The following is a 22,578-nucleotide window of genomic DNA, read 5'->3' on the forward strand; positions in this document are numbered from 1 at the left end:
CCCATTAGCTTTAGTTGATGGGAGCCCGACCGCTTGACCTGCTGGATCTTGACGAACTCCTGACCGACGACGAGCGCGATGCGCGGGCGACAGCCCGCCGAGTGGCCGACGATCATGTACGTCCGGACGTGGCCGAGTGGTACGAGAACGGGGACGCCCCGGTCCGCCACCTGGCCGTCGAATTCGGCCGGGCCGGACTGCTGGGAATGCACCTCAAGGGGTACGGATGCGCCGGCTCATCCTCGGTGAGTCTCGGCCTCGCCTGCATGGAGTTGGAGGCTGCGGATTCCGGCATCCGCTCGCTGGTCTCCGTGCAGGGTTCCTTGGTGATGTACGCCATCTGGCGCTACGGCTCCGAGGAGCAGAGGGAACGGTGGCTGCCGGGGATGGCCGCCGGCCGGCTGCTCGGCTGCTTCGGCCTGGCGGAGCCGGAGCACGGCTCGGATCCGACCGGGATGTCCACCCGGGCCCGCCGCGACGGTGACGACTGGGTGCTCGACGGGGTCAAGACCTGGATCCTCAACGCTCCGATCGCCGACGTGGCGGTGATCTGGGCGAAGGCGGAGAAAGGGGTGACCGGGTTCGCCGTGCCGACCGACACGGCGGGGTTCGGGGTGCGGGAGATCGACCACAAGATGTCGCTGCGGGCGTCCAGCACCGGCGAGATCGTCCTGGACGGCGTCCGGCTGCCGGAAAGTGCCCGGCTGCCCGGGGTGCGCAGTCTGATGGCGCCGCTCTCCTGCCTGACCGAGGCGCGGCTCAGCATCATCTGGGGGGTGCTCGGGGCGGCCCGGGACTGCCTGGACACGGCGCTCGACTATGCGGGGCGCCGGGAGCAGTTCGGTCGGCCGATCGCGGGCTTCCAGCTCACCCAGGCGAAATTGGCCGACATGGCGCTGGAGCTGCAGAAAGGCTTCCTGCTTGCGCTACACCTCGGGCGGTTGCGGGACGCGGGGGACAAGCCGCTGCGGCCGGAGCAGGTCAGTATCGGGAAGCTGAACAACGTACGGGAAGCCATCAAGATCGCTCGGGAGTGCCGGTCGATCCTGGGCGGGAACGGGATCCTGCACGAGTACCCGGTGATGCGGCACGCGGCCAATCTGGAGAGCGTGCTGACGTACGAGGGGACGTCGGAGATCCACCAGCTGTCGATAGGCCAGAAATTGACTGGATTGAACGCTTTCGCACGCTGAGTCTGGCTCACCGGATGCGAATTGTCGTACCCCCTGCCTACCGTTGAGTCATGGCAACCTCACCGGATGTCGACGAGCCCACCCGGGAGTACCCCGCTGTTCCGGAGGAGCGGCGGCCGAGCGGTTTCGCCCGGCTGCTGATCTTCGTCGGGTTCGTCTTCGCGCTGATCGTCCTCGCCTGCTTCGGGCTGCGCGCGATCAATGTGCTGCCCTCGTTCGACAACCCGTTCGAGGACCGCACTGTCGACCGCAGCCAGCCCGTGCTGCTCCAGTCCATGCGCGACCTGCATCGCTACGTCGCGGCGGACGGCACCTTCCAGGTCATCGTCGACCTGCAGCAGGACAAGGAGAACATCCCCGACTTCCTGGTCAACCGGCGGACGCTGTTCGTCGGCTCCGGCACCGTCGAGGTTTATGTCGATTTCAGCGAGCTGGCCGGCGACGCTCTCAAGATCGACGAGGCGAAGCAGTCGATCGAGCTGACCCTGCCGCCGCCGCAGCAGTCCACCGCCGCGCTCGACATGACCAAGAGCTATGTCGTGGCCGAGGAGCGAGGGCTGTTCGACCGGATCGGCGACGCGTTCGGCGAGGAGCCCAACAAGCAGCAGCGGGTCTATCAGCTGGCCCAGGAGCGGATCACCGAGGCCGCCCGGGCCAGCGGGTTGGATGAGCGGGCGAAGGAGAACACCCAGCGGATGCTGGAGAGCCTCTTCGCCCGCCTCGGCTACACGACCGTCACGGTGACGTTCGCCAACCCGTGATCCGTCAGTAGGTGTCCTCGTTCGGGAGCAGGGCCCACAGGATCAGGTAGGCGACGAACTGCGGGCCCGGGAGGAAGCAGGAGAGCACGAAGAGCAGCCGGACCATGCCGGCCGACATGCCGAACCGGCGGGCCAGGCCGGCGCAGACACCGGCGATCATGCGGTTGTGACGCGGGCGGGTAAGGGTGCGGGTCTTGAGCGTGCGAGCCACGTTCATTCACTCCTCGGGGGCGGCCGGTGGCGCTCTGCCACGGCCACTTCGACGGTAGGTACGGGAGCGGGGGCGGCCCTCGGTCCACAGGTGGAGACCGGCGACCGGTTTCCCGTACGGGTGACCCGTACCCGCTGGATGCCCGCTGTTAACCTGGACCGGATTTCGGGCCGGGTGTCAACGCCCGGGCGTTGACGAGGAGCTGAACGGTGACCCTTGCCTTCCTCTACGCCCCGGGCCACACGGCCGCCTCGGAGCGCCTCACTGACGATCTGACCGTCGCTCTGCGCGACGCCGGCGCCTCGTCGATCGACCGTGTCGCAGCGCGGAACGACGTGGCAGCCCGGTTGCGCGAGCTGGCCCGGCAGGCCCGCGACGCGAACGAGCCGTTGCTGATCTGCCCGGACAACCTGGTCGCCCACGGCAGCCTGCTGTGGATGCTGGCCACCGAACCGGCCGGCCGCAGCACCGTACTGGTCGCCTCTGATCCCGACGGCGATCTGAAAGAAGATCGCGGCCGGGTGGTTCCCGCCCCGGCAGGCGCCGGCACCGTCCGGTTCCTCGGCGCGATGTGCATCGCCCCGGCAGACCTGCCGCTGCTGGAGAAGGTCGCCGACCGGCCGGAACTGCTGCCCGCCCTACTGGCGGACGGCCTGGTTCCGATCGCCACCCGGACCCGGTTGCTGCACGCGGAGCAGGTGAGCACCGAGGCCGAGCTCATCGCCGCCCAGGCCGCGGTCGCTGCGGTGGACGAGGACAAGGCGCGCCTGCGGCTCGCGGTCAAGGAACAGGACGACTTCTTCACGACGTACGCCGTGAGCACCTGGTCTCCCCGGGTGACCAAGGCGGCCGCCCGGCTCGGTCTGACGCCCACCGGGGTGACCGGGCTGTCGGTGCTGTTCGCGGTCGGCGCCGCGCTGCTGTTCTGGCAGGCGTCCCGAATCGCGATGATCGCCGGCGGGGTGCTGCTCTACCTCGGCTTCGTGCTGGACTGCGTGGACGGGCAGTTGGCCCGGTACACCCGCCGCTTCGACGCCTTCGGCGGATGGCTGGACACCATGGCCGACCGGGCCAAGGAGTACGCGGTCTACGCCGGTCTGGCCGCCGGAGCGGAACGCATCGGGCTGCCGTACGCGTGGCCGCTCGCGATCACCGCGATCCTCCTGCAGACCGTCCGGCACATGACCGACACCTGGTACGGCGCGCTGCACGACGAGGCCGCCGCCCACCCGGGGGCGCAACCCGCGGGCGGGGTCGGCGCCCGGCTCACCGCCGCCTCGGTCAAGGCGCAGAGCCAGCGCGGCTCGCTGATCTACTGGCTGAAGCGGATCGTGGTCTTCCCGATCGGTGAACGCTGGGCGCTGATCGCCGTGCTGGCCGCGATCACCAACGGGCGGACGACCCTCGCGGCCGTGGTCGGGTTCGGTCTGCTGGCGGCGGCATACACGCTGGCGCTGCGGTCGCTGCGGGCGCTCTCCATGCGGGTCGGCGTGCTGAACACCGTCGACACCATGCGGCACCGCGACGACGGCCCGCTGGTGCGGACCGTGCTGAGCCGGGTCGGCGCCGGGTGGCCGCTGCCGTTCGCCGCGCTGTTTACGGTGTACGCGCTGGTCACCGTGGGGGTGATGCTCGCCGGTGAGCCGTCCCGATACCCGTGGCTGCTCGCGGTGGTGGCCGTGCCGGTGCTGATCTGCGGGTTCCCGGCCCGGCTCCGCCACGGTGGTGCGCTGGACTGGCTGGTTCCGGCCGCGCTGCGGGCCGCCGAATACCTGGTCGTGGTCGCCGTCGGGCAATACGGGTCGGTGCCGCCGCCGGTGGTCTTCCTGCTGCTGTTCATGCTGGCTCTGCGGCATTACGACCTGACCGCCCGGATGGAGAAGGGCGCGCCGGCGACCAGCGCCGGTGGGGCCAGGCTGGGCTGGGACGGCCGGGTGTTGCTTTTGGTCCTGGCCGCATTGATCGGGTACGCCACCGCGGGCACGGCTGTGCTGGCCGCTCTGGTGGGCGCCGCGTTCGCCGTGGTTGCTGTCTCCGACTGGCGCGCGAGCCGCTGAGCCCTCCGGCTGTCGCTCAGCGCCGTCTCGCGGCGCGTGAGAGGGCGCTGGCGGTCAGCCGCTGCATCCCGGCTGTCACCCAGTGCTGCTTCCCGGCGCGAGATACGACCGTGGTGGTCAGCCCGAATGTTCGGCTGTCGCTCAGTGCTGCTTCGCGGCGCGGGATACGACCGTGGCGGTCAGCCCGGTTGTTCGGCTGTCGCTCAGTGCTGTTTCGCGGCGCGGGATACGACCGTGGCGGTCAGCCCGGTTGTTCGGCTGTCGCTGAGTGCTGCTTTGCGGCTCGGGAAGCGACCGTGGCGGTCAGCCGGGTGGGGTGGGCTGGCGCTCAAGGTTGTTTGCGGGCGAAACGGCGCTGAGGGGCAGCGGGAGCTGGGAATACGACATTTCTGGCAAGTCTGTTCTTGCTGTGAACGTGCACAGTTGATCTCCTGAAGTTCAGATCTCCGTAATCGATTGATCACTATGTGCGAATGGCACTTTCGCCCGATGGCGAAGCATCGAACCCACTCGCAGAGTCAGTATCCGATCGCCGACCGTCGTGGGATCGGGATCACACTCGATCGGGGAGGTTGACGGTGTCCACCGTCGCACTCAAGGACGTCACCAAGATCTGGCCAGATGGCACCTACGCCGTAGACAACCTCAGCCTGGAGGTGCAGGACGGGGAGTTCATGGTCCTGCTCGGCCCCTCGGGCTGCGGAAAGTCGACCGTGCTCCGCATGATCGCCGGGCTCGAGGATCCCAGCGAGGGCGAGATCCTGCTGAACGGCGAACCGGTTCTTGAGCTGCCCCCGCGCGACCGCAGTATCGCGATGGTCTTTCAGGATTTTGCGCTCTATCCGCACATGACCGTCGCGGAGAACATCGGCTTCCCGCTCAAGCTCTCCGGCGTCGAGCCCGAGCCGCGCCAGGACCGGGTGGGCGCCATCGCCGGCGCGCTCGGGATAGGGGAGGTGCTCGGCCGCCGCCCCAGCCAGCTCTCCGGCGGTCAGCGGCAGCGTGTCGCCATGGGCCGGGCCATCGTCCGCCGCCCCGGCCTGTTCCTGATGGACGAGCCCCTCTCCAACCTGGACAGCGGCCTGCGCGCCGAGCTGCGCGCCGAGATCACCAGCATGACCCGCGAGCTCGGTGTCACCACGATGTACGTCACGCACGACCAGGCAGAGGCGCTGACCATGGCCGACCGCGTGGCGATCATGCGTAAGGGCGTGCTGCAGGACGTCGGCACTCCCACCGACGTCTACCGTCGCCCGGCCACCCTCTATGTGGCCGCCTTCCTCGGCTCGCCGAAGATGAATCTGCTCGAGGCCGCCGTCTACGTGCACCTCGACCAGTACATCGCTCTGAGCTTCGGCGAGCAGAGCCTCTACCTGCCCTGGAACGACCCACGCGCGCGGGCGGTGGCCCGCTATCACGGCGAGCGCATCGTGGTCGGGATCCGGGCGGAGGCGCTCACGCCGGTGACCCCGCAGACGCCGGGGCACATCTTCCAGGGGCGGATCCGCTATCTCGAGCACCACGGGCACGAGTCCGTCGCGTTCCTGGACATCGGGGCCACCGCGATCGTGGTGGACGAGATGAGCGGCCCGATCCAGGATCAGCCGCCGGCCGGCGGCGCGCTCAAGCGGATCGGGGGCGCGTTGCAGCGGTTGACCCGGCCGGCGCCGGTGGAGTCGAACCTGCCGAACCGGTCCCGGGAGCGGGTCAGCGTGCTCAACGACCCCGGCCGACACGCCCGCAAGCCGGCCGAGCTCGCGGTGCGGCTGGCGCCGTACCCCCAGGTCGCCTCCGGGCATCCGCTGGCGATTTCGGTGCAGATGGACGCCGTGCACTTCTTCGACGAGCGAGGTGATCGCATCGATGTCGGTTGGCGTTGAGTTCACGACACGCGCCACTTCCGGGCGGGATAGCCGATGCCTCCCGCCACCGGACGGCCACAGCGCGTAGGCTGCACGACGGTGGAGGACAGGATCGGACACAGCGTTCGCTCGGCTCCGGGACGGGAGTCGAGGGTCGACGCCGCCCCTTCACCGGGGGACGGCGTGCTGCTCGACCGCTCTTTCGGCCATGACGACATCACCGTTCTGCGCCACGAGGTGGCCGACCGGCTCGTCTCGCTCGGTCTCGGCAGCGACCGCCGGCACGGCTATCTGCTCGCCGTCAACGAAGTGATCACGAACGTGGTGTTGCACGCCGGTGGCGCCGGGCGGCTGCGGCTGCGCCGGGAGAACCGTTCGGTGTGGTGTGTGGTGACCGACTCCGGCCCCGGTATCCCCAGTGACCTTCTGAACGATCCGCAGGCGCCGGAGGCGTACGAGGTCGGTGGTCGTGGATTGTGGCTGGCGCACCAGTTGTGCGACGAGGTGACCACCGCGACCGGCCCGATCGGTACCTCGATCGGATTGCGTATGTCTTTGGATGTCGTGCCGGATTCCCGGTGAAACACCAGCTTGAACGGCTGGTGAACCAGCAAGGAAATGTGAAGCTGCCCTTCCGGTCTCGTGCTCTCTTCCGTCCGGCTACATTGGGCGCGTGCTCGGACTTCCTTCCCAGGTGACCGCTTGTCTATTCGATCTTGATGGAGTGTTGACGCAAACCGCGCTGGTTCACAATGCCGCGTGGAAACAGACGTTCGATTCGTTCCTGGAATCATGGGCCGTTCGCACCGGCACACCCTTCGTGCCGTTCGACTCCGGCTCCGACTACCACCTGTACGTGGACGGACGGCAGCGTGCCGACGGCGTCCGGACCTTCCTCGCCTCGCGCGGCATCACCCTGCCCGAGGGCGACCCCGACGACACTCCCGACCGGGAGACCGTCAACGGCGTCGGCAACCGCAAGAACCTGCTCGTGCTGCAAAAGATCAAGGAAGGCGCGGTCCAGGTGTACCCCGGCTCGGTGGACTACCTGAACGCGGTGAAGGCCGCGGGGCTGCGCCGTGCCGTCGTGTCGGCGAGCGCGAACTGCAAGGACGTCCTCACCGCGGCCGGCATCGCGGACCTGCTGGAGGCCCGGGTGGACGGCCTGGTCGCCCGCGAATTGGGACTGCCCGGCAAGCCCGCGCCCGACACCTTCCTCTATGGGGCTAAGCTGCTCGATCTCGCCCCGGAGAACTGTGCGGTTTTCGAGGACGCTCTGGCCGGTGTTGCGGCCGGGCGGGCCGGCGGATTCGGCATCGTGATCGGGGTGGATCGGGTCGGTCAGGCGGAGGCGCTCCGGGAACACGGCGCCGACATCGTGGTGACGGACCTGTCCGAGCTCCTCCTGCAGTAACAAAGACCTCCTCTTCTCAGTACCGAGAGGCACGACCGTGATCCGTGAACGGGCCTACCCCGTCGACCCTTGGCACATCCGGGAGACCCGGCTCGACCTGGACCTGCTGGCCCAGTCCGAGTCGGTGTTCGCACTCTCGAACGGCCACATCGGGATACGCGGGAACCTGGACGAGGGCGAGCCGCACGGCCTGCCCGGCAGCTACCTCAACTCGTTCTACGAGCTGCGGCCGCTGCCGCACGCCGAGGCCGGGTACGGGTTCCCGGAGTCCGGCCAGACCATGGTCAACGTCACCAACGCGAAGCTGATGCGCCTGCTCGTCAACGACGAGCCGTTCGACGTGCGCTACGGCGAGCTGCGGTCCCACGAGCGCTGCCTGGACATGCGGGCCGGCACGCTGGAGCGGATCGTCGAGTGGGTGTCCCCGTCGGGCCAGGGCGTCCGGGTGCGTACCGTCCGGCTGGTCTCGTTCACCCAGCGCGCCGTGGTGGCGTTCCTGTACGAGGTGGAGCCGCTGGACGTACCGGCGCGGCTGATCCTGCAGTCCGAGCTGGTGGCGAACGAGCAGCTGCCGCCGATGAGCAAGGACCCGCGGGTGGCGGCGGTCCTGGACCGTCCGCTGCAGGCCGAGGAGATGATGGAGCAGGCCACCGGTGGCATCCTGGTGCACCGCACCAAGGCCAGCGACCTGCGGATGGCCGCCGCCATGGAACATTCCGTGGAGACGCCGGGCCGGCACGCCATCACCACCGAGGGACACCCCGACTGGCTGCGGACCACGGTCGCCTGCCGGCTCGAGCCCGGGCAGAAGCTGCGGGTGGTCAAGCTGGCGGCGTACGGATGGTCCAGCATGCGCTCGCTGCCCGCAGTGCGTGACCAGGTCGGCGCGGCCCTGGCCAGCGCCCGCCTGGACGGCTGGGAGGGCCTGGTCCAGCAGCAGCAGGACTACCTGGACGCCTTCTGGGACCACTCCGACGTCAAGGTCGAGGGCGACCCCGAGGTGCAGCAGGCGGTCCGTTTCGGGCTGTTCCACACGCTGCAGGCCGGCGCCCGGGCGGAGAAGCGCCCGATCGGCTCCAAGGGCCTGACCGGGCCGGGGTACGACGGACACACGTTCTGGGACGCCGAGACGTTCGTTCTGCCCGCCCTGACGTACACCCAGCCCTCGGCCGCGGCCGACGTGCTGCGCTGGCGGCACTCGACGCTGGACCTGGCCCGGGAGCGGGCCCAGACGCTCGGCCTGCAGGGCGCCGCGTTCCCGTGGCGCACGATCCGCGGCCAGGAGTGCTCCGGCTACTGGCCGGCGGGCACGGCGGGCTTCCACATCGGCGCCGACATCGCCGACGCGGTCCGCCGGTACGTCCAGGCCACCGGCGACTACGACTTCGAGCGTGAGGTCGGCTTGGAGCTGCTGGTGGAGACGGCCCGGCTGTGGCGCTCGCTGGGGCACCACGACCGGCACGGGCGCTTCCACATCGACGGTGTCACCGGGCCGGACGAGTACACGGCGGTGGTGAACGACAACGTCTACACCAACCTGATGGCCCAGCAGAACCTGTTGGCCGCGGTGGACGCCTGCAAGCGGCATCCGGATCTGGCCCGCCGGTTCGGGGTCGACGACGAGGAAGCGGCGTCCTGGCGGGATGCGGCGGCCGCGGTGCACATCCCGTACGACAAGGAGCTCGGGGTGCATCAGCAGTGCGAGGGCTTCACCCGGCTGCAGGAGTGGGACTTCGAGGGCACGCAGCCGGAGGGGTACCCGCTGCTGCTGAACTACCCGTACTTCGACCTGTACCGCAAGCAGGTGGTCAAGCAGGCCGACCTGGTGATGGCGATGTACATCCGTGGGGACGCGTTCACGCCCGAGGAGAAGGCGCGCAACTTCGCGTATTACGACGCGCGGACCGTACGGGACTCCTCGCTCTCGGCCTGTATCCAGGCCGTGCTGGCGGCCGAGACCGGCCATCTGGAGCTGGCCCACGACTACCTGGGCGAGGCCGCCCTGATGGACCTGCACGACCTGCACCGCAACGCGCGGGACGGCGTGCACGTGGCCTCACTGGCCGGGTCGTGGATCGCGCTCGTCGCCGGCCTCGGCGGCATGCGTGACTTCAACGGTCAGCTGAGCTTCGCCCCGCGCCTGCCCAGCCGGATCAACAACCTGGAGTTCTCGCTGCTCTGGCGCGGCCTGCGGCTGCGGGTGAACGTGACCTCCGAGGAGGTCACCTACTCGCTGCGCAACGGTGGTGGCCAGGCCCGGCTCACCCTGCTGCACCACGGCAAGGAGCTCGAGGTGACCCAGGTGCGGCCGGTGACGATGGCGATCCCGCCGCCGCTGCCGGTGGGCCCGGCGCCGTCGCAGCCGGCCGGCCGGGCGCCGGTGCGCCGCGCCGTGCACTGATCGACGAAAATGGCCCCCGCCCGATGGGCGGGGGCCATTCATATGCCTGCTAGAGCATCGAGACGTGCACGTGGTCGGTGTGGTCACTGACCCCGCTGTACGCACGCCAGCCGGTTGCCGGGAACCAGATCTGCTTGTACCAGATCACGTAGTAGATGCCGAGCTTGTCGGCGTTGCGCACCAGGAACGCCGTCAGGTTGTTGCCGTACTTCATCTCGTCGTTGCTGTCCGCCGAGGAGAAGCCGCTCTTCTGTAGGGACCAGTCGCAGGCCCGGCCCTTGGGGTGCTCGAACGGTCCGCCGTTGCGGTGGCAGCCGACGAAGCGTTTGAAGCCGGCTTTGCGGACTTCCTTGTACATGTGCAGGGTGCGCTTGGTCACACAGCCGCTGGTGGTCTCGTCCTTCTCCGTGCAGCCCTCCGCCGAGAAGCCACCGTCGGCGTTGCGCGGGGCTGCCTCGGCGGGCTTGGACTTGGCGTCGACCAGACCGTCGGTGATGGTCCGGTTGATGCCGGTGCCACCGCCGAGCAGGTCGATCTGCTTGTCGGCGGCCGCCTTCTGCTTCGTCAGCGCGGTCAGCTGCTGCTGCTCGTTCTTGAGCTCGGCGTCAAGGGCCGCCTTGCTCTCGGTGACCGTGGCGATCGCCGAGTTCAGCTCGCGCAGCTTGCTGTCGTGCAGCTTGTTGATCTCCTCGAGGGAGATCGCCTTGCTCATGAAGTCGTTCGACGTGCTCGCGTTCAGCAGGAAGCCGACGGCGCTGAGGTTGCCGACCTGATATTGCTGCTGGGCGATCGAGTTGACCTCGGGAATCAGGGCGTCGCGTCGCCCCTCGGCAGCCTTCATCTCGGCCGCCAGCTTCTTCTGGTTCTTTCGGGACGCATTGACGGCGGCCTTGGCGTTGACGAAGCGACGGTTGGTCGACTCCATCATGTCCGACATCAGCGCGTCCGGTTCGTCCTCGGCAGATGGCGAACTGCCACCGGGTGCCGCGGCCGCGGATGTGGCGGGGGCCACAAACAATGCGACAGCCACGAGCGGTGCCAGGGCAAGTGTCAGCCACCGGCGGGGACTTACGGTCATCAACAGTTCCTTCCTTGTCACCGCCGACCGAGTTAGCTGACGGGTTCGGGACGGAAGCAATCCCTACCGCATTACGCGGATTCACCCCAGTGACCTGGTTCCCCGGCTCGCCTTTCGGCGATTGGGCGGCGGCCTGCCGGCAACTCGGGGGCGGTGCCGTCCTGGCAGGACCGGCGGCCAGTTTACCCGAGATATCGCCGCGCATCAGGACCCACGGAACCGTCAAATTCGTTACCGGGCAACGACTTTCTGTAATCAGATCACCTGCCGTGTGCGACCAATTGCCGTGCGTACGAGAACTGTCGATCTGTCGATGTAGTGGGTATGGTCGGAGCCGGTTCCCGACCGGGGACCGCCGCCTAATCGCCGTTACGGCGAGCCGGGGAACCACATTCTCCGGGGTGAATCCGCGTTCCGCGGTAGGGATTTCCTTCGTCCCGAACCCGTCAGCTAACCCGGCCGGCGGCCGACGGAAGGAAATGCCTGTGCAGGATCAGACTGCGCGGCGATTAGCACCGCTGCTGGCGGTGCTCGTCGCCGTGTGCGGGCTGGCCGTCGCCGCGACGCCGGCCACCGCGGCCCCCCGCCCCCTCGCCGCCCCGGGCGACACCGGTGACGACGGTGAGGGTGGTTCCAAGTCCCTCGTCGAACAACTCGAAGCGGCCTCCAGCGGTTTCGTGGAGGCGAAGGCCAAGCTCAAGAAGTCCCAGAAGCGGCAGACCGACCTGGCCGCCGAGATCAAGCGGCTGGATGCCGCCCTCGGCCCCCAGCAGAAGGCCCTCGACGAGATCGCCCAGCAGGCGTACACGTCGGGCCGGCTCGGTCCGATGTCCGCCCTGATCACCGCGAACTCGAGCGACACCTTCCTGGACCGGGCCGAGACTTTGGCCACCGTGGCGGCGCAGCAGAACGCGGCGATCGCGGATCTCAAGGAGACCCGGGCCGCGCAGCAGCGCGCCAAGATCGCCATCGACCAGGCCGTCCGGGACGAGCAGACGCAGGTCAACGTGATGGCCAAGCGCAAGGCTCAGGCCGAGGCCGCGCTCAAGAAGGCCAACCAGGGTGCGGACGCCTCCCGGGCGAGTGACGGCGGGGGCAGCGCCTCGGCCGACCCGGCGCCCAGCGCCGGCAACGGCTGCACGGAGGGCGACCCGACCACCAGCGGCTGCCTCACCCCGCGCACGCTGCACGCGCTGGAGCAGGCGCGCAGCGACGGGTTCACGCGGTTCACCAAGTGCTTCCGCGAGCAGAACAGCGGTGAGCACCCGAAGGGCCGGGCCTGTGACTTCTCCGCCGAGAAGGGCACCTTCGGTGGCGACGCCACCGGTGGGGACCGGACGTACGGCGACAACCTGGCGAACTACTTCATCAACAACGCCGACGAGCTGCACGTGCTCTACGTGATCTGGTACCGCCGGATCTGGCTGCCGAGCAGTGGCTGGAAGTCGTACAGCGGGGCGGGTGGCGACCCGTCCAGCGACCACACCAACCACGTGCACCTGTCGGTCAACTGAACGGGTCCGAACCGCGGGAGTGCGGGGCCTACTTGCGAGAGAAGGCCTCGTACTCCCGGAGCACGTCAGCGGTCGGGCCGTCGGCCCGGATCAGGCCGGACTCGAGCCAGATGCACCGCTCGCAGGTGTCCCGGATCGACTGCTCGCTGTGGCTGACCAGGAACACCGTGCCGGCGTTGGCGCGCAGCTCGCGGACCCGTGCCTCGCTGCGGCGGCGGAACTTGGCGTCACCGGTGGCCAGGGCCTCGTCGATGAGCAGCACGTCGTGCTGCTTCGCCGCGGAGATCGAGAAGCGCAGCCGGGCGGCCATGCCCGACGAATAGGTCCGCATCGGCAGCGAGGCGAAGTCGCCCCGGTCGTTGATGCCGGAGAATGCGATGATCTCGTCCTTCTTCGCCTTCACCTCGGCCGGCGACATGCCCATCGCGAGGCAGCCCAGCTCGACGTTGCGCTCGCCGGGCAGCTCGTTCATCAGTGCCGCGTTGACACCCAGCAGTGACGGCTGCCCGGCCGCGTAGATCTTGCCGTGGGCCACCGGGAGCAGGCCGGCGACGGCGCGCAGCAGGGTCGACTTGCCCGAGCCGTTGCTGCCGATCAGGCCGATGGCCTCACCCCGGTACGCCACGAAGCTGACGCCCTTGACCGCGTGCACCTCGCGCACGTTCACCGTCTTGCTGGTCACCAGCCGCTTGAAGCTGGCCAGCGGGCTGGTCTGCCCGGCCGTGGCCGAGCTGTGCACCTTGTAGATCACATGGGCGTTGTCGGCGATGACGGTCGGAATGCGATCGTTGTCAGCCACGGCCGTAGCCCTTCTCTCCGCGCCAGAAGTAGACGAAGCCACCCAGGCCCACCAGCACCGTCCAGACGACCGCCTGGATCCACAGCAGGGTCGGCTGGCCGGCCAGCGGGACGTCCTCCATCAGCGAGTGACGCATCAGCTCGATGAAGATCAGCAGCGGGTTCGCCTCGACCAGGGCGAGCGCCCAGCCCTGCAGGTGCTGCTCGAACAGGGTCACCGGGTAGAGCACGGCAGACCCGTACAGCCAGAACCGCATGATGAACGGGATCAGCTGCTTGATGTCGCGCACCTTGGAGCCGAAGCGGGCCATGAACAGCGCCAGACCGGTGTTGAAGACCGCCTGCAGGAGCGCCACCGGGATGACCAGCAGCCATTGTGCGGTGATCGGCTCACCGGTGATCAGCATGATGCCCATCAGGACCATCAGCGCCACGACGTAGTTGCGGATCTCCACCAGGGCGACCGACAGCGGCAGGCTGGCCCGCGGGAAGTGCAGGGCGCGGATCAGGCCGAGGTTGCCGGTGATCGCGTTCTGCCCGGACTGCACCACCGACTGGGTGAAGCCGAAGACGAACACGCCGGCACAGAGGTACGCGATGAAGTTGTCGACGCCGTTCCGGCCGCCCAGGATGATGCCGAAGATCACGTAGTAGACGGCGGCGTTGATGATCGGCGTGAGGACCTGCCAGATCATGCCGAGCTTGGTGTTGCCCAGCGCCGAACTCGTCTTCGCGCTCGCGTGCGCCTGGATGAAGTGCCGGTAAGCCCACAGGTGGCGCGCGTACTCCGGGAGGCTGGGGAGCCGTCCCGACGCGCTGAGGCCGTGCCGCCGGGCCAGTTCCTTGAGGGAAAGCCCGGTGTCGGCGTCGGCGACCGCCGTCTCTGGCATGGGGTGGTGCTCCGATCTTGTCAGCCCGTGGGAGGCGGCGGCTTCCGGTGACTTACGCGAGAACACAGCTAGCAGCATGACAGGCACCCACCGACACCGATGAAACGGGCTCGTATCGACGTGGCTGTAAACGGTAGCTGACCAAACGGCGGAACGCAACCGTAACGTCGTAGCGTTATAGTGACTCTGTGGCGACAGTTAAGCGCGCACCAGCCGGAGCGGCGGTGCTCCGAGGTGACATCACCGTGGCGATCCGCAACGCGGTCATGAACGAGTTGGCGGAAGTCGGCTACGGCCGATTGTCCATCGAGGCGGTGGCCCGCCGCGCGGGGGTCGGCAAGACCGCGATCTACCGGCGGTGGAGCAACAAGCTGGAGATGGTCCTGGAGATCATCTCGGACGTGGCGGAGCGAAAGGTTCCCCTTCCGGACACCGGGAGTTTCGCCGGTGATCTCGAACTCCTGATGATGATCGTGAGCCGGGCGCTGCAACACCGCATCGCCTCGCAGATCATCCCGGACCTGATGGCCGAGGCCGCTCGCAACCCCCAGATCGCCGAGACGCTGCAGCGTGCGCTGCAGACCCATCAGCAGGCGGTGGGCGAGAAGCTGGTCGGTCAGGCGATCGCCCGGGGCGAGCTGCCCGAGGGTACGGATGCGGACCTCGCCGTCGGCCTGATCCTCGGCCCGCTGTACTGGCGTCTGGCGGTGGCCCGGCAACCGTTGCGGGACGACGACCTGGAGAAGCTCGCGGCAGCCGTGACGGCCGCTCTGAAGGGCGCCGGAGGGGATTGAGCCGGCGACCGGGTGCTCACCGATTCGCACCCGTTCGCAACTCAGAAAAGTCTGCGCTCCGCGCCGTGGGGGCCGAAGGAAGGGGCTGACCCCGACCCGATCCCCCCGGAGCCGGAGAAGATGACCTCTCTCAGTGACACCTGTACCGACCGCACTGTGCTGGAAACCACAGTGCTGGACTCCACCGCGCTGCTCGCCATCGCCATGGGCGGCGCGGCGGACCCGGGCTCGCGGCCGGCGAAGAGCCGCCCGAAGGTGATGACGGGCGCCGCCGTCGTCGGCGCGTGGCGCAGCGCCGACGGTGTGGTCTGCCTGCGGCTGCGCACCGACGGTACGTACGCCGGCGAGGTGGCCGGCCGCCGCCGCCCGGCTCGCGGCACGTACCAGGTCGAGGGAGCCTCGGTGCTGCTTCACGACGACTCCGGCCTGAACACGCCGGTGACCGTGCACGAGGGCGAACTCGAGATGGCCGGACATCGCCTGCTCCCGGCGGGCTGAGGGCTAAACCCGGGACGGCGCCGGCCGATTCTGCAGGCATGCGCCACACGAAGACCGCGATCGCTCTGGCCGCTCTCTCGCTGGCGCTTGGCGGGTGCGCCGCGCTGGGCCTCGGTGACACCCCACAGGCCTCGTCGGCCGCCGAGCAGGCAGCCGAGCCCTGGATGCTGTACGAGGAGGGCGCGGCCACGCCCAGCCCGGCCCCGTCGCGCGGCCGGGCCGCCAGTCCGTCGCCGGACGCCACCGCCTCGTTGCCGGCTCCCGACCCGAGTTGCACCAAGCTCTGGCCGCGTACCGAGCCGGTGATGATCCCGGTCGAGGTGACGCCGGGCGCCGGCTCGCTCAAGGTCGAATGGCCGACGCAGTACAGCTCCGACTACCGGGTGACCGCGGTGCCGCAGGCGCTGGTCTCCGGGGCGCAGCCGGAGCCGACGTGGCAGCGGGTCTCTCCGGGCACCGGCTGCACGGTCACCGCCACGATCACCGGCCTGGAGACGGGTGCCGCGTACATCGTCTGGCTGGACGCGCCGAACACCGGTCACGAGAGGGACGGAACGCGTCACCTCTACAGCGGCCGTTCCGGCATCGTCTACCCCCTCTAGCGGACCGGTAGACCGGCGGCCTTCCAGGCGGCAAAGCCGCCGGCCAGATCGGTCGCCTCCCGCAGGCCCAGATCGTGCAGGGCGACGGCGGCCAGGCTGCTGGTGTAGCCCTCCTGGCAGGTGACGATCACGCGCAGCCCGTAGTCGCCGGCGAACGGCAGCCGGGCGTCGGAGCGCGGGTCCAGCCGCCACTCCAGCACGTTGCGCTCAATCACGACGGCGCCCGGGATCTCTCCGAACTCGGCGCGCTGGGCAGCCGGCCGGATGTCCACCAGGACGGCGCCGTCGCTCAGCGCTGCGTGCGTCTCCTCCGGTCCCAGCCGGCGCAGCCGGGTACGCGCCTCGGCCAGGATCTCGTCGATCCCGCGGGATCCGGGCGGGGGTGTGGTCACCACTGCGCACCGGCCCGCTCGACCGTGAGCACCTCGAGGCCCGCCGGCCCGATCCGGTACTTGGTCATGGTGGTCAGCGCCGGCGCGTACACGTGCACGCTGATCGCCGGCCGGCCGGACCGGTTGATGATCCGGTGGATGTGGTGGCTGCCGAACCGGCGCCCGGCGCCCTCGCCCAGCTCACGCGAGGTGGCCCGGGCGGAGCGGGAGGTGACCCGGGCGGAGCGGGAGGTGACCCGAGGGGAGTCGGCGGGACCGGTCGAAACCGTGTCTTCGGTCAGGGTGCCCTCGTGGACGTGGAACGCGCCGGCCGAGCCGCCGTGGTCGTGGATCTCGGTCGCCTGGCCGGGTAGCCAGGTGAGCAACCAGACCTCATGATCGTCGGCGACCGCGAGACGGTGATACCACCGTTCGACCGGATCGAAGCGGGGCGCGACCGGCCAGAGGCCGGCGCCGGCCGCGTACTGACGGGCGATGGCGAGGTGATCGAGGCGGACGGCGGCGCGGATCATGACAGCTCCCAACTCACATACATACCCTATAGGCTCAATAGGTTTTACCACAAGATCGTGGCCGCGGTTTCCGAATCGCGAAGTCGGCGCTCGGCCGCGATGCACGTCCCCGAAAGAGGCTTCAAGAGCTTTGCCTCTTTCTGAAGGTGGTGCGAAAAACTTCAATACGCGACGGTATCGATACGCTGCGTCGACCAAAGTGGCCTGTCTGTCACCAGTTCGGCCTACCCCGGTCCGCCGTAACGGAGGAATTGCTGGTCAGCCGGTATCTGGCCAATCGAGAAAGCTATATCGTGAGCGGCGCCGCTGAGAACCGGTTGCCGGAGGCCGCCCGCGTATCGCCTCCGATGCCCCGAGCAACGAGGACGGACACGTGTTGAAGTCACGCCGCGGACTGCTTGCCGCCGGCCTGAGCGCCGCTGTGGTCGGCGCGATCGGAGTCGTCTCGACTCTCAACGCGGGCGCCGAACAGATCCCGGATGCGCCGGCACCCGCGGTGGCGCCCGCCGACGTCGCGCCGGCCGACACCGCGGAGGCGGCGGCGCCCGCCGAGTCGGTCGCGAAACCGCCGACCAATCTCCCGTGGGGCGAGCGGCCCCGCAAAGTTCGAACCGGCCGGTTCGGCGCCACCAGCAAGTCGCTGAAGGCGGCCGGGCTCAGTGCCGCGCACTCGGAGGACCGCGGCCGGGACCGGGCGCCCAAGGGCCGGACCAACCGGACCGAATCGCTGCGGACCCAGACGACCACGGTCGTCCCGCCGGAGCCGGTGCCGACCGAGAGCCCGGACGCCGCGGCCAGGCCGACGGTGCACTTCCTCTACAACGTGGGCTCGCAGTCCGCCGAGGCCGACGCGGCGTACGCGAACCTCACCATCAGCAAGCCCAAGCTGGCCAAGAGCGATTACCACACGCTGGCCGAGATCGCCGTGCAGTCCGCCGACGGGAAGCAGATCGTCGAGGTGGGCTGGACCGTCGACCGGGTGGTCAACGGCGACGACGACCCGCACCTGTTCGTCTACCACTGGGTCGACCGGCAGACGAGCTGCTACAACGGCTGCGGCTTCGTGCAGTACAGCAAGACCATCAAGCCGGGCGACACCCTGGTGCAGGACACCCAGAAGAAGTTCGGCATCCAGAACTTCAACGGCGACTGGTGGGTGGCGTACGACACCGAGTGGGTCGGCTACTTCCCCGGCGAGCTGTGGGGCGGCAAGTTCACCCGCAGCGGTCTGGTGCAGATCTTCGGTGAGGTCGCCGCGACCACCGCGACCCCGTGCACCGAGATGGGCAACGGCAAGGGTGGCGCCGACACCACCGCGGCCAAGGTCGGCAGCGTCTCGTACCTCAACGGGCCGCCGGTGGAGATGAAGGTCCGCAGCACCAGCGACTACTACAGCGTGGAGAAGCTGAGCGCCCGTACGTTCCGCTACGGCGGCTCCGGAGCCTGCTGACCTGCTAGATCAACTCGATGCCCGGTTCCCCTCGTGGGACCGGGCATCGATGTTTTTCGCCTTTTCGCCGACAGTACTTGAACCGGACCGCATGCCAGGATGTACATGCGGGTGGCCGGGCGGAACCCGAGGGGAGCTGGCGCCGATGAAGCGACGGGTGAGCCCCGACGAGCAGCTGATGACCGCGCTCTACACCGAGCACTACTCAGTCCTGATCAACTTTGTGTCCCGGTACGTCTCGGATCGGCACAAAGCGGAGGACCTGGTGCAGGAGACACTGTTACGGGCCTGGAAGCACATCGACCATCTGGACCCGGAACCGGGCCGGACCAGGTCGTACCTGTTGACCATCGCCCGCAACGTGGTGACCAACGCCTGGCGCGCCGAACAGCGTCGTCCCCGGCTGGTCGCCGACGAGAACGCGGTCAATTCGGTGCCGTCGGCGGACAATGTGGATCAGATGGTGGAAGGGTGGCTGGTGGCGGAGGCGCTGGAGCGTCTCTCCCCGGAGCATCGGGCCGTCATCCAGGCGATGTATTACGAGGGGCAGAGCGTGGCGGATGCGGCGCGGAGGCTGTCGGTGCCGGAGGGCACGGTGAAATCGCGCGCCTACTACGCGGTGCGCGCGCTGCGTACGGTGTTCGAGGAGATGGGGATGCTGCGATGAGCGACCTCGACGAACACGACAACCTGCACCGGTTGTTGGGCGGTTACCTCCTCGGCGGTCTCGACGAGGCCGACACCGATCGGCTCGACGAGCACCTGCACGACTGCGCGGATTGCCGAGCCGAACTCGACCGGCTGGCTCCCGTACCGGAAATGCTGCAGCGTCTGCCGGACGCGCGGCACCTGGGTGGTGGCGCACCGCTCGCGGTCGCCCCGACCGCGCGGCCCAGCCAGCAGAACATCGAAGGCCTGCTCAGCCGGATGCGGGCGGAGAAGACCAGGGAGACCCGGGTCAACCGGGTGCGGTGGCTGGCCGCCGCCGCGGTCGTGATGATCGCGGCCGCCGCGATCGGCTACGGGATCTTCACCAACGGCCGGGTGCAGCCCGGCACGGTGCCGGAGGCGCTGCCCAGCGTGGAGCTGGTGACCACCCGGTTCGAGTCGGCGCCCGGCAGCGGGCTGACCGGATCGGCGGTCCTCACCCCGAAGGAGTGGGGTGTGGCGATCGCGCTGGATGTGAGCAAGATGTCCGGCAACGGGCCGTTCCTGTGCCTGATGCGCAGCAAGGGCGGCGGTACGGAACAGTCCGCGGTCTGGGGTGACACCGGAAACGGCAGCGCCAAGGTGAACGGCGCGAGCTCGTTCAAGATCGGCGACGTGGACGCGGTGCTGATCACCGACCGGGACGGAAAAGTGCTTGGCACCGCTTCGGTGACGTGAAAGATGTGGGGGCATGCGACCCGAATTCCGTATGCCCCCGAAACTGCGCCCGGGTGATCGGGTGGCCGTCGTCTCGCCCGCCTTCGCGGCGCCGGGTCTGTTCCCGGAGCTGCACGAGCAGGCGATCCGGCGGATCCGTGCGGAGCTGGCGCTGGAGCCGGTGGAGTACCCGACGACCCGGCAGCTCGGCGCCACGCCGGCGGACCGGGCCGCCGACCTGATGGCGGCGTACGCGGATCCGGCGATCCGGGCGGTCTTCGCGACGATCGGCGGGGACGACCAGATCACCGTGCTGCCGTACCTGGATCCCACGCCGTTCCGGGCCGACCCGAAGCCGTTCTTCGGCTTCTCGGACAACACGAACCTGCTGAACTGGCTCTGGTACCACGGCATCGCGGCGTACCACGGTGGATCGACCCAGATGCATCTCGCGCAGGGCGAGGGGATCCGGCCGGAACACCTGGAGTCGCTGCGTGCGGCCCTCTTCGAGACCGGCGACCGGGAGATCCGGCCGGTCGCCGCGTTCGCCGAGGAGGAGGTGAACTGGGAGGACCCCCGGTCGCTCACCGAGTCGGCGCCGATGATCCCGAGCCCGGGGTGGAGCTGGCACCGGCCGGACCGGGTGGTCACCGGCCCGGCCTGGGGCGGCAATCTGGAGATCCTGCACTGGAATCTGGCGGCCGGGCGCTGGGTCCGCCCGTCCGGTGACTACGCGGGCTGCGTGCTGCTGCTGGAGACGTCCGAGGAGATGCCACCCGAGCTGGAGGTCTTCCGGATGTTGCGCAATGCCGGGGAGCGCGGGCTGCTGCAGCAGTTCCCGGCGGTGCTGGTGGCGACCGCCAAGGCCACGCATTTCGCCGCGCCACGGCCGCCGGAGGACCGGCAGAAGTACCGGGACGAGCAGCGGGCGGCGGTGCTGCGGGCCCTGGAGGCGTACAACCCGGAGGCGATGGCGGTCTTCGGCGTGGACTTCGGGCACACCGACCCGCAGTGGGTGCTGCCGTACGGCGGCCGGATCACGGTCGACGGCCCGGCGCGACGGATCATCGCGCACTACTGATTCAGGCCGTGTGCCGATATTCGCGGTGGGTCGCCGGGGTGGCCGGCGGCACGGCCTGGCGGGCCGCGAGCAGAGCAGCGCGGGCCGCGGCCGCCGAGCGGATCGCCGCGCTGTGCCGCTGCCGCAGCAGGTCCTCCAGGCGGCTGGTGAGTTCGGCCCGGCTGAACGGCTTGGCCAGGAAGTCGTCCGCACCGGCGTGCAGCGCCGTCATGATCTGCTGGCGGTGCACGTCGGCGCTGACCACCATGATCGGCATGTCCTGGGTCTCCGGGTCGCTGCGGATGCGACGGCACAACTCGATGCCCGATCCGCCGGGCATCCGCACGTCGATCAGGGCCGCGTCGACGCCGCCGTGGGCGATGGCGTCGATGGCGCTCACCGAGTCACAAGCGGTCACCACGTCGAAGCCCAGCCGGTGCAGAGCCAACTTCAGGAGTTCCCGATGGTCTATCTCGTCGTCGGCGATCAGCACGGTAGGCACGCGAACCTCCAGGGACACTGCTGTGCACTTGTACTCCAGTTCGGCAACCTCGTTGCTCCGCTGAGGCCAACCGCCGCTAAATGCTTCGCCACCTGAAGCGGTGAACTGGTCGAATGGGCGCGTGATCAGACCGGCGCGAGCTACGGAGATCGAGCGGCTGCGGGAGATCGAGGTGGCGGCCGGGCGGTCGTTCGCCGCGATCGGGATGGACGAGGTGGCCCGCGATGAGGCGCTGCCCGCCGCTGAGCTGCTGGAATACCAGCGGGACGGGCGGGCGTGGGTGGTCGTCGACGAGGTGGACCGGCCGGTGGGCTACCTCATCGCCGAGTGGGTGGACGGGCTGGTGCACATCGAGCAGGTTTCGGTCGATCCGGCGTACGCGGGCCGTGGTCTCGGTCGTGATCTGATCACGCACGTCGCGGATTGGGCCCGGAGTTGCGGCTCGGCCGCGCTGACGCTGACCACCTTCGCCGAGGTGGCCTGGAATGCGCCGTATTACGAGCGGCTGGGCTTCCGGCGGCTGGCCGACAGCGAGCTGACGCCGGGGCTGCGGGAGATCCGGGCCGAGGAGGCCGCGCACGGGCTGGACCGCTGGCCCCGCCTGACCATGCGACGCGATCTTCCGGCCGGCTCATAGGGTTGGGGCATGCGTGCTGCCGTCTCCCGCGAGTCCGTCCTCCCGAGCGCCGACCGGAAGCTGCCGGTGGCCGGCGCCGGGGAGGTACGCGTACGCGTCATGAACCAGGACGGCGCCGGTGTGGTGGACGCGCTCGGCGAGGGCGTACGCGACCTCGAGCCGGGCGACCGGGTGTGGCTCTGGGCCGCCGAAACCACGCAGGACTATGTCGTGCTGCCCCGTCACCAAGCCGTCCGGATGCACGACTACGTCCCGTTCGAGGTCGGCGCCCTCCTGGGCCTGCCGGCCCTGAAAGCGCACCGGTGCCTGACCCGGGCCACCGGCGGCCCGGACCGGCTCACCCCGGGCTCGCTGGCCGGCCGGACCGTGCTGATCGCGGACGGTGCCGGCCCGATCGGCACGGCGGCGATCCAGCTCGCGAAGTGGGCCGGTGCAACCGTGGAAGACTCCGCCGGTACCCCCCTCGACACCGCGGACCTGGATCTGACGCCGGAGGAGACGGCGAACGCGGTGGCCGCGGTTGCCGAGGCGGTCAACGCGGGCGCGTTCCGGCAGCCGTAGGTCGGGTTAACCCTACTGTCGATCGG

Annotated in this window: 24 protein-coding genes and 2 riboswitches; of the genes, 17 read left to right on the plus strand and 7 right to left on the minus strand. The window is 69.2% G+C overall.

Annotated features, from left to right (window positions below; genetic code table 11):
* The first annotated feature begins 17 nt into the window (after nt 1-17).
* A complete protein-coding gene (locus OHA21_RS41255) occupies nt 18-1,193 on the plus strand; it encodes an acyl-CoA dehydrogenase family protein (RefSeq protein WP_328464606.1) in 1,176 nt (391 codons plus the stop codon).
* Nucleotides 1,194-1,243: 50 nt separating this feature from the next.
* Nucleotides 1,244-1,954, plus strand: a complete 711-nt coding sequence (locus tag OHA21_RS41260) for a DUF4230 domain-containing protein (RefSeq protein WP_328464607.1) — start codon at nt 1,244-1,246, stop codon at nt 1,952-1,954.
* 4 nt (nt 1,955-1,958) lie between these two features.
* Here the strand turns inward: OHA21_RS41260 and OHA21_RS41265 are convergent, their stop codons facing one another.
* The gene (locus OHA21_RS41265; protein ID WP_328464609.1) at nt 1,959-2,171 is read right to left on the minus strand and encodes a PspC domain-containing protein; all 213 of its coding nucleotides are present in this window, start codon (nt 2,169-2,171) and stop codon (nt 1,959-1,961) included.
* A 203-nt stretch (nt 2,172-2,374) separates the two neighbouring features.
* Here OHA21_RS41265 and OHA21_RS41270 point away from each other — a divergent pair, with 203 nt between their 5' ends.
* From OHA21_RS41270 to OHA21_RS41290, 5 genes are all read left to right on the plus strand, one after another.
* Nucleotides 2,375-4,222, plus strand: a complete 1,848-nt coding sequence (locus OHA21_RS41270) for a DUF5941 domain-containing protein (RefSeq protein WP_328464611.1) — start codon at nt 2,375-2,377, stop codon at nt 4,220-4,222.
* Nucleotides 4,223-4,800: 578 nt separating this feature from the next.
* Nucleotides 4,801-6,102 (plus strand): ABC transporter ATP-binding protein, encoded by a 1,302-nt coding sequence (locus OHA21_RS41275; protein ID WP_328464613.1) that lies wholly within the window; start codon nt 4,801-4,803, stop codon nt 6,100-6,102.
* A gap of 81 nt (nt 6,103-6,183) precedes the next feature.
* Entirely contained in the window at nt 6,184-6,666 is a 483-nt protein-coding gene (locus OHA21_RS41280) for an ATP-binding protein (protein WP_328464615.1), read from the plus strand.
* Between the two features lie 91 nt (nt 6,667-6,757).
* On the plus strand, nt 6,758-7,498 hold the full coding sequence (locus OHA21_RS41285) for a beta-phosphoglucomutase family hydrolase (protein WP_328464617.1): 741 nt from the start codon (nt 6,758-6,760) through the stop codon (nt 7,496-7,498).
* A gap of 37 nt (nt 7,499-7,535) precedes the next feature.
* Nucleotides 7,536-9,899: a glycoside hydrolase family 65 protein gene (locus tag OHA21_RS41290; protein ID WP_328464619.1), complete on the plus strand. Its 2,364-nt coding sequence runs from the start codon at nt 7,536-7,538 to the stop codon at nt 9,897-9,899.
* Between the two features lie 49 nt (nt 9,900-9,948).
* On the opposite strand, the gene OHA21_RS41295 is transcribed toward OHA21_RS41290, so the two are convergent.
* Nucleotides 9,949-10,836 carry a coiled-coil domain-containing protein gene (locus OHA21_RS41295; protein ID WP_442874990.1) on the minus strand — a complete coding sequence of 296 codons (888 nt, stop codon included), beginning with the start codon at nt 10,834-10,836 and terminating at the stop codon, nt 9,949-9,951.
* Between the two features lie 147 nt (nt 10,837-10,983).
* A riboswitch (cyclic di-AMP (ydaO/yuaA leader) is annotated at nt 10,984-11,115 on the minus strand.
* Nucleotides 11,116-11,323: 208 nt separating this feature from the next.
* A riboswitch (cyclic di-AMP (ydaO/yuaA leader) is annotated at nt 11,324-11,458 on the plus strand.
* On the opposite strand from OHA21_RS41295, the gene OHA21_RS41300 reads away from it, so the two are divergent.
* Nucleotides 11,457-12,491 (plus strand): coiled-coil domain-containing protein, encoded by a 1,035-nt coding sequence (locus OHA21_RS41300; RefSeq protein WP_328464623.1) that lies wholly within the window; start codon nt 11,457-11,459, stop codon nt 12,489-12,491. (Overlaps the previous riboswitch by 2 nt.)
* Nucleotides 12,492-12,519: 28 nt before the next feature.
* Here the strand turns inward: OHA21_RS41300 and OHA21_RS41305 are convergent, their stop codons facing one another.
* Nucleotides 12,520-13,290, minus strand: a complete 771-nt coding sequence (locus tag OHA21_RS41305) for an ABC transporter ATP-binding protein (RefSeq protein WP_328464625.1) — start codon at nt 13,288-13,290, stop codon at nt 12,520-12,522.
* Nucleotides 13,283-14,179 carry an ABC transporter permease gene (locus tag OHA21_RS41310; protein ID WP_328464627.1) on the minus strand — a complete coding sequence of 299 codons (897 nt, stop codon included), beginning with the start codon at nt 14,177-14,179 and terminating at the stop codon, nt 13,283-13,285. Before OHA21_RS41310 ends, OHA21_RS41305 begins: the two co-directional genes overlap by 8 nt.
* Before the next feature lie 188 nt (nt 14,180-14,367).
* On the opposite strand from OHA21_RS41310, the gene OHA21_RS41315 reads away from it, so the two are divergent.
* From OHA21_RS41315 to OHA21_RS41325, 3 genes are all read left to right on the plus strand, one after another.
* Entirely contained in the window at nt 14,368-14,973 is a 606-nt protein-coding gene (locus OHA21_RS41315; RefSeq protein ID WP_328464629.1) for a TetR/AcrR family transcriptional regulator, read from the plus strand.
* Between the two features lie 120 nt (nt 14,974-15,093).
* Complete coding sequence (locus OHA21_RS41320) at nt 15,094-15,471, plus strand: Atu4866 domain-containing protein (RefSeq protein WP_328464631.1); 378 nt, start codon at nt 15,094-15,096, stop codon at nt 15,469-15,471.
* A 38-nt stretch (nt 15,472-15,509) separates the two neighbouring features.
* Nucleotides 15,510-16,073, plus strand: coding sequence for a hypothetical protein (locus OHA21_RS41325; RefSeq protein WP_328464633.1), 564 nt, complete (start codon nt 15,510-15,512; stop codon nt 16,071-16,073).
* Here the strand turns inward: OHA21_RS41325 and OHA21_RS41330 are convergent.
* Together OHA21_RS41330 and OHA21_RS41335 are read right to left on the minus strand one after the other, a co-directional pair.
* Nucleotides 16,070-16,465, minus strand: coding sequence for a rhodanese-like domain-containing protein (locus OHA21_RS41330; protein WP_328464635.1), 396 nt, complete (start codon nt 16,463-16,465; stop codon nt 16,070-16,072). The two genes, OHA21_RS41325 and OHA21_RS41330, sit on opposite strands and share 4 nt — an antisense overlap.
* On the minus strand, nt 16,462-16,977 hold the full coding sequence (locus OHA21_RS41335) for a cysteine dioxygenase (protein ID WP_442874991.1): 516 nt from the start codon (nt 16,975-16,977) through the stop codon (nt 16,462-16,464). Before OHA21_RS41335 ends, OHA21_RS41330 begins: the two co-directional genes overlap by 4 nt.
* A gap of 373 nt (nt 16,978-17,350) precedes the next feature.
* Between OHA21_RS41335 and OHA21_RS41340 the strand changes: the two genes are divergently transcribed.
* The 4 genes from OHA21_RS41340 (at nt 17,351) to OHA21_RS41355 (ending at nt 20,873) form a co-directional block, all read left to right on the plus strand.
* Nucleotides 17,351-18,427, plus strand: coding sequence for a neprosin family prolyl endopeptidase (locus OHA21_RS41340; RefSeq protein WP_328464637.1), 1,077 nt, complete (start codon nt 17,351-17,353; stop codon nt 18,425-18,427).
* Between the two features lie 145 nt (nt 18,428-18,572).
* Nucleotides 18,573-19,094 carry a sigma-70 family RNA polymerase sigma factor gene (locus OHA21_RS41345; protein ID WP_328464639.1) on the plus strand — a complete coding sequence of 174 codons (522 nt, stop codon included), beginning with the start codon at nt 18,573-18,575 and terminating at the stop codon, nt 19,092-19,094.
* Nucleotides 19,091-19,813, plus strand: a complete 723-nt coding sequence (locus tag OHA21_RS41350; RefSeq protein WP_328464641.1) for a zf-HC2 domain-containing protein — start codon at nt 19,091-19,093, stop codon at nt 19,811-19,813. The genes OHA21_RS41345 and OHA21_RS41350 overlap by 4 nt, the downstream gene beginning before the upstream one ends.
* Before the next feature lie 13 nt (nt 19,814-19,826).
* The gene (locus OHA21_RS41355) at nt 19,827-20,873 is read left to right on the plus strand and encodes a S66 peptidase family protein (protein WP_328464643.1); all 1,047 of its coding nucleotides are present in this window, start codon (nt 19,827-19,829) and stop codon (nt 20,871-20,873) included.
* A gap of 1 nt (nt 20,874) precedes the next feature.
* Here the strand turns inward: OHA21_RS41355 and OHA21_RS41360 are convergent, their stop codons facing one another.
* The gene (locus OHA21_RS41360) at nt 20,875-21,354 is read right to left on the minus strand and encodes a response regulator transcription factor (RefSeq protein ID WP_328464645.1); all 480 of its coding nucleotides are present in this window, start codon (nt 21,352-21,354) and stop codon (nt 20,875-20,877) included.
* 121 nt (nt 21,355-21,475) lie between these two features.
* Between OHA21_RS41360 and OHA21_RS41365 the strand changes: the two genes are divergently transcribed.
* Nucleotides 21,476-21,991 (plus strand): GNAT family N-acetyltransferase, encoded by a 516-nt coding sequence (locus OHA21_RS41365; protein WP_328464647.1) that lies wholly within the window; start codon nt 21,476-21,478, stop codon nt 21,989-21,991.
* A 9-nt stretch (nt 21,992-22,000) separates the two neighbouring features.
* Nucleotides 22,001-22,552 (plus strand): hypothetical protein, encoded by a 552-nt coding sequence (locus tag OHA21_RS41370; protein WP_328464649.1) that lies wholly within the window; start codon nt 22,001-22,003, stop codon nt 22,550-22,552.
* Nucleotides 22,553-22,578 lie beyond the last annotated feature (26 nt).

Origin of the sequence: Actinoplanes sp. NBC_00393, assembly GCF_036053395.1 — a bacterium.
In the GTDB taxonomy this organism is placed as follows: Bacteria; Actinomycetota; Actinomycetes; order Mycobacteriales; family Micromonosporaceae; genus Actinoplanes.

What these genes read in the sequence shown, in the direction of transcription:
- OHA21_RS41260 (WP_328464607.1), top strand. Translation starts at nt 1,244, where the DNA reads ATGGCAACCTCACCGGATGTCGACGAGCCCACCCGGGAGTACCCCGCT.
- OHA21_RS41325 (WP_328464633.1), top strand. Translation starts at nt 15,510, where the DNA reads ATGCGCCACACGAAGACCGCGATCGCTCTGGCCGCTCTCTCGCTGGCG.
- OHA21_RS41370 (WP_328464649.1), top strand. Translation starts at nt 22,001, where the DNA reads ATGCGTGCTGCCGTCTCCCGCGAGTCCGTCCTCCCGAGCGCCGACCGG.
- OHA21_RS41265 (WP_328464609.1), bottom strand. Translation starts at nt 2,171, where the DNA reads ATGAACGTGGCTCGCACGCTCAAGACCCGCACCCTTACCCGCCCGCGT.
- OHA21_RS41255 (WP_328464606.1), top strand. Translation starts at nt 18, where the DNA reads ATGGGAGCCCGACCGCTTGACCTGCTGGATCTTGACGAACTCCTGACC.
- OHA21_RS41355 (WP_328464643.1), top strand. Translation starts at nt 19,827, where the DNA reads ATGCGACCCGAATTCCGTATGCCCCCGAAACTGCGCCCGGGTGATCGG.
- OHA21_RS41300 (WP_328464623.1), top strand. Translation starts at nt 11,457, where the DNA reads ATGCCTGTGCAGGATCAGACTGCGCGGCGATTAGCACCGCTGCTGGCG.
- OHA21_RS41345 (WP_328464639.1), top strand. Translation starts at nt 18,573, where the DNA reads ATGAAGCGACGGGTGAGCCCCGACGAGCAGCTGATGACCGCGCTCTAC.
- OHA21_RS41295 (WP_442874990.1), bottom strand. Translation starts at nt 10,836, where the DNA reads ATGTCGGACATGATGGAGTCGACCAACCGTCGCTTCGTCAACGCCAAG.
- OHA21_RS41310 (WP_328464627.1), bottom strand. Translation starts at nt 14,179, where the DNA reads ATGCCAGAGACGGCGGTCGCCGACGCCGACACCGGGCTTTCCCTCAAG.
- OHA21_RS41335 (WP_442874991.1), bottom strand. Translation starts at nt 16,977, where the DNA reads ATGATCCGCGCCGCCGTCCGCCTCGATCACCTCGCCATCGCCCGTCAG.
- OHA21_RS41320 (WP_328464631.1), top strand. Translation starts at nt 15,094, where the DNA reads ATGACCTCTCTCAGTGACACCTGTACCGACCGCACTGTGCTGGAAACC.
- OHA21_RS41350 (WP_328464641.1), top strand. Translation starts at nt 19,091, where the DNA reads ATGAGCGACCTCGACGAACACGACAACCTGCACCGGTTGTTGGGCGGT.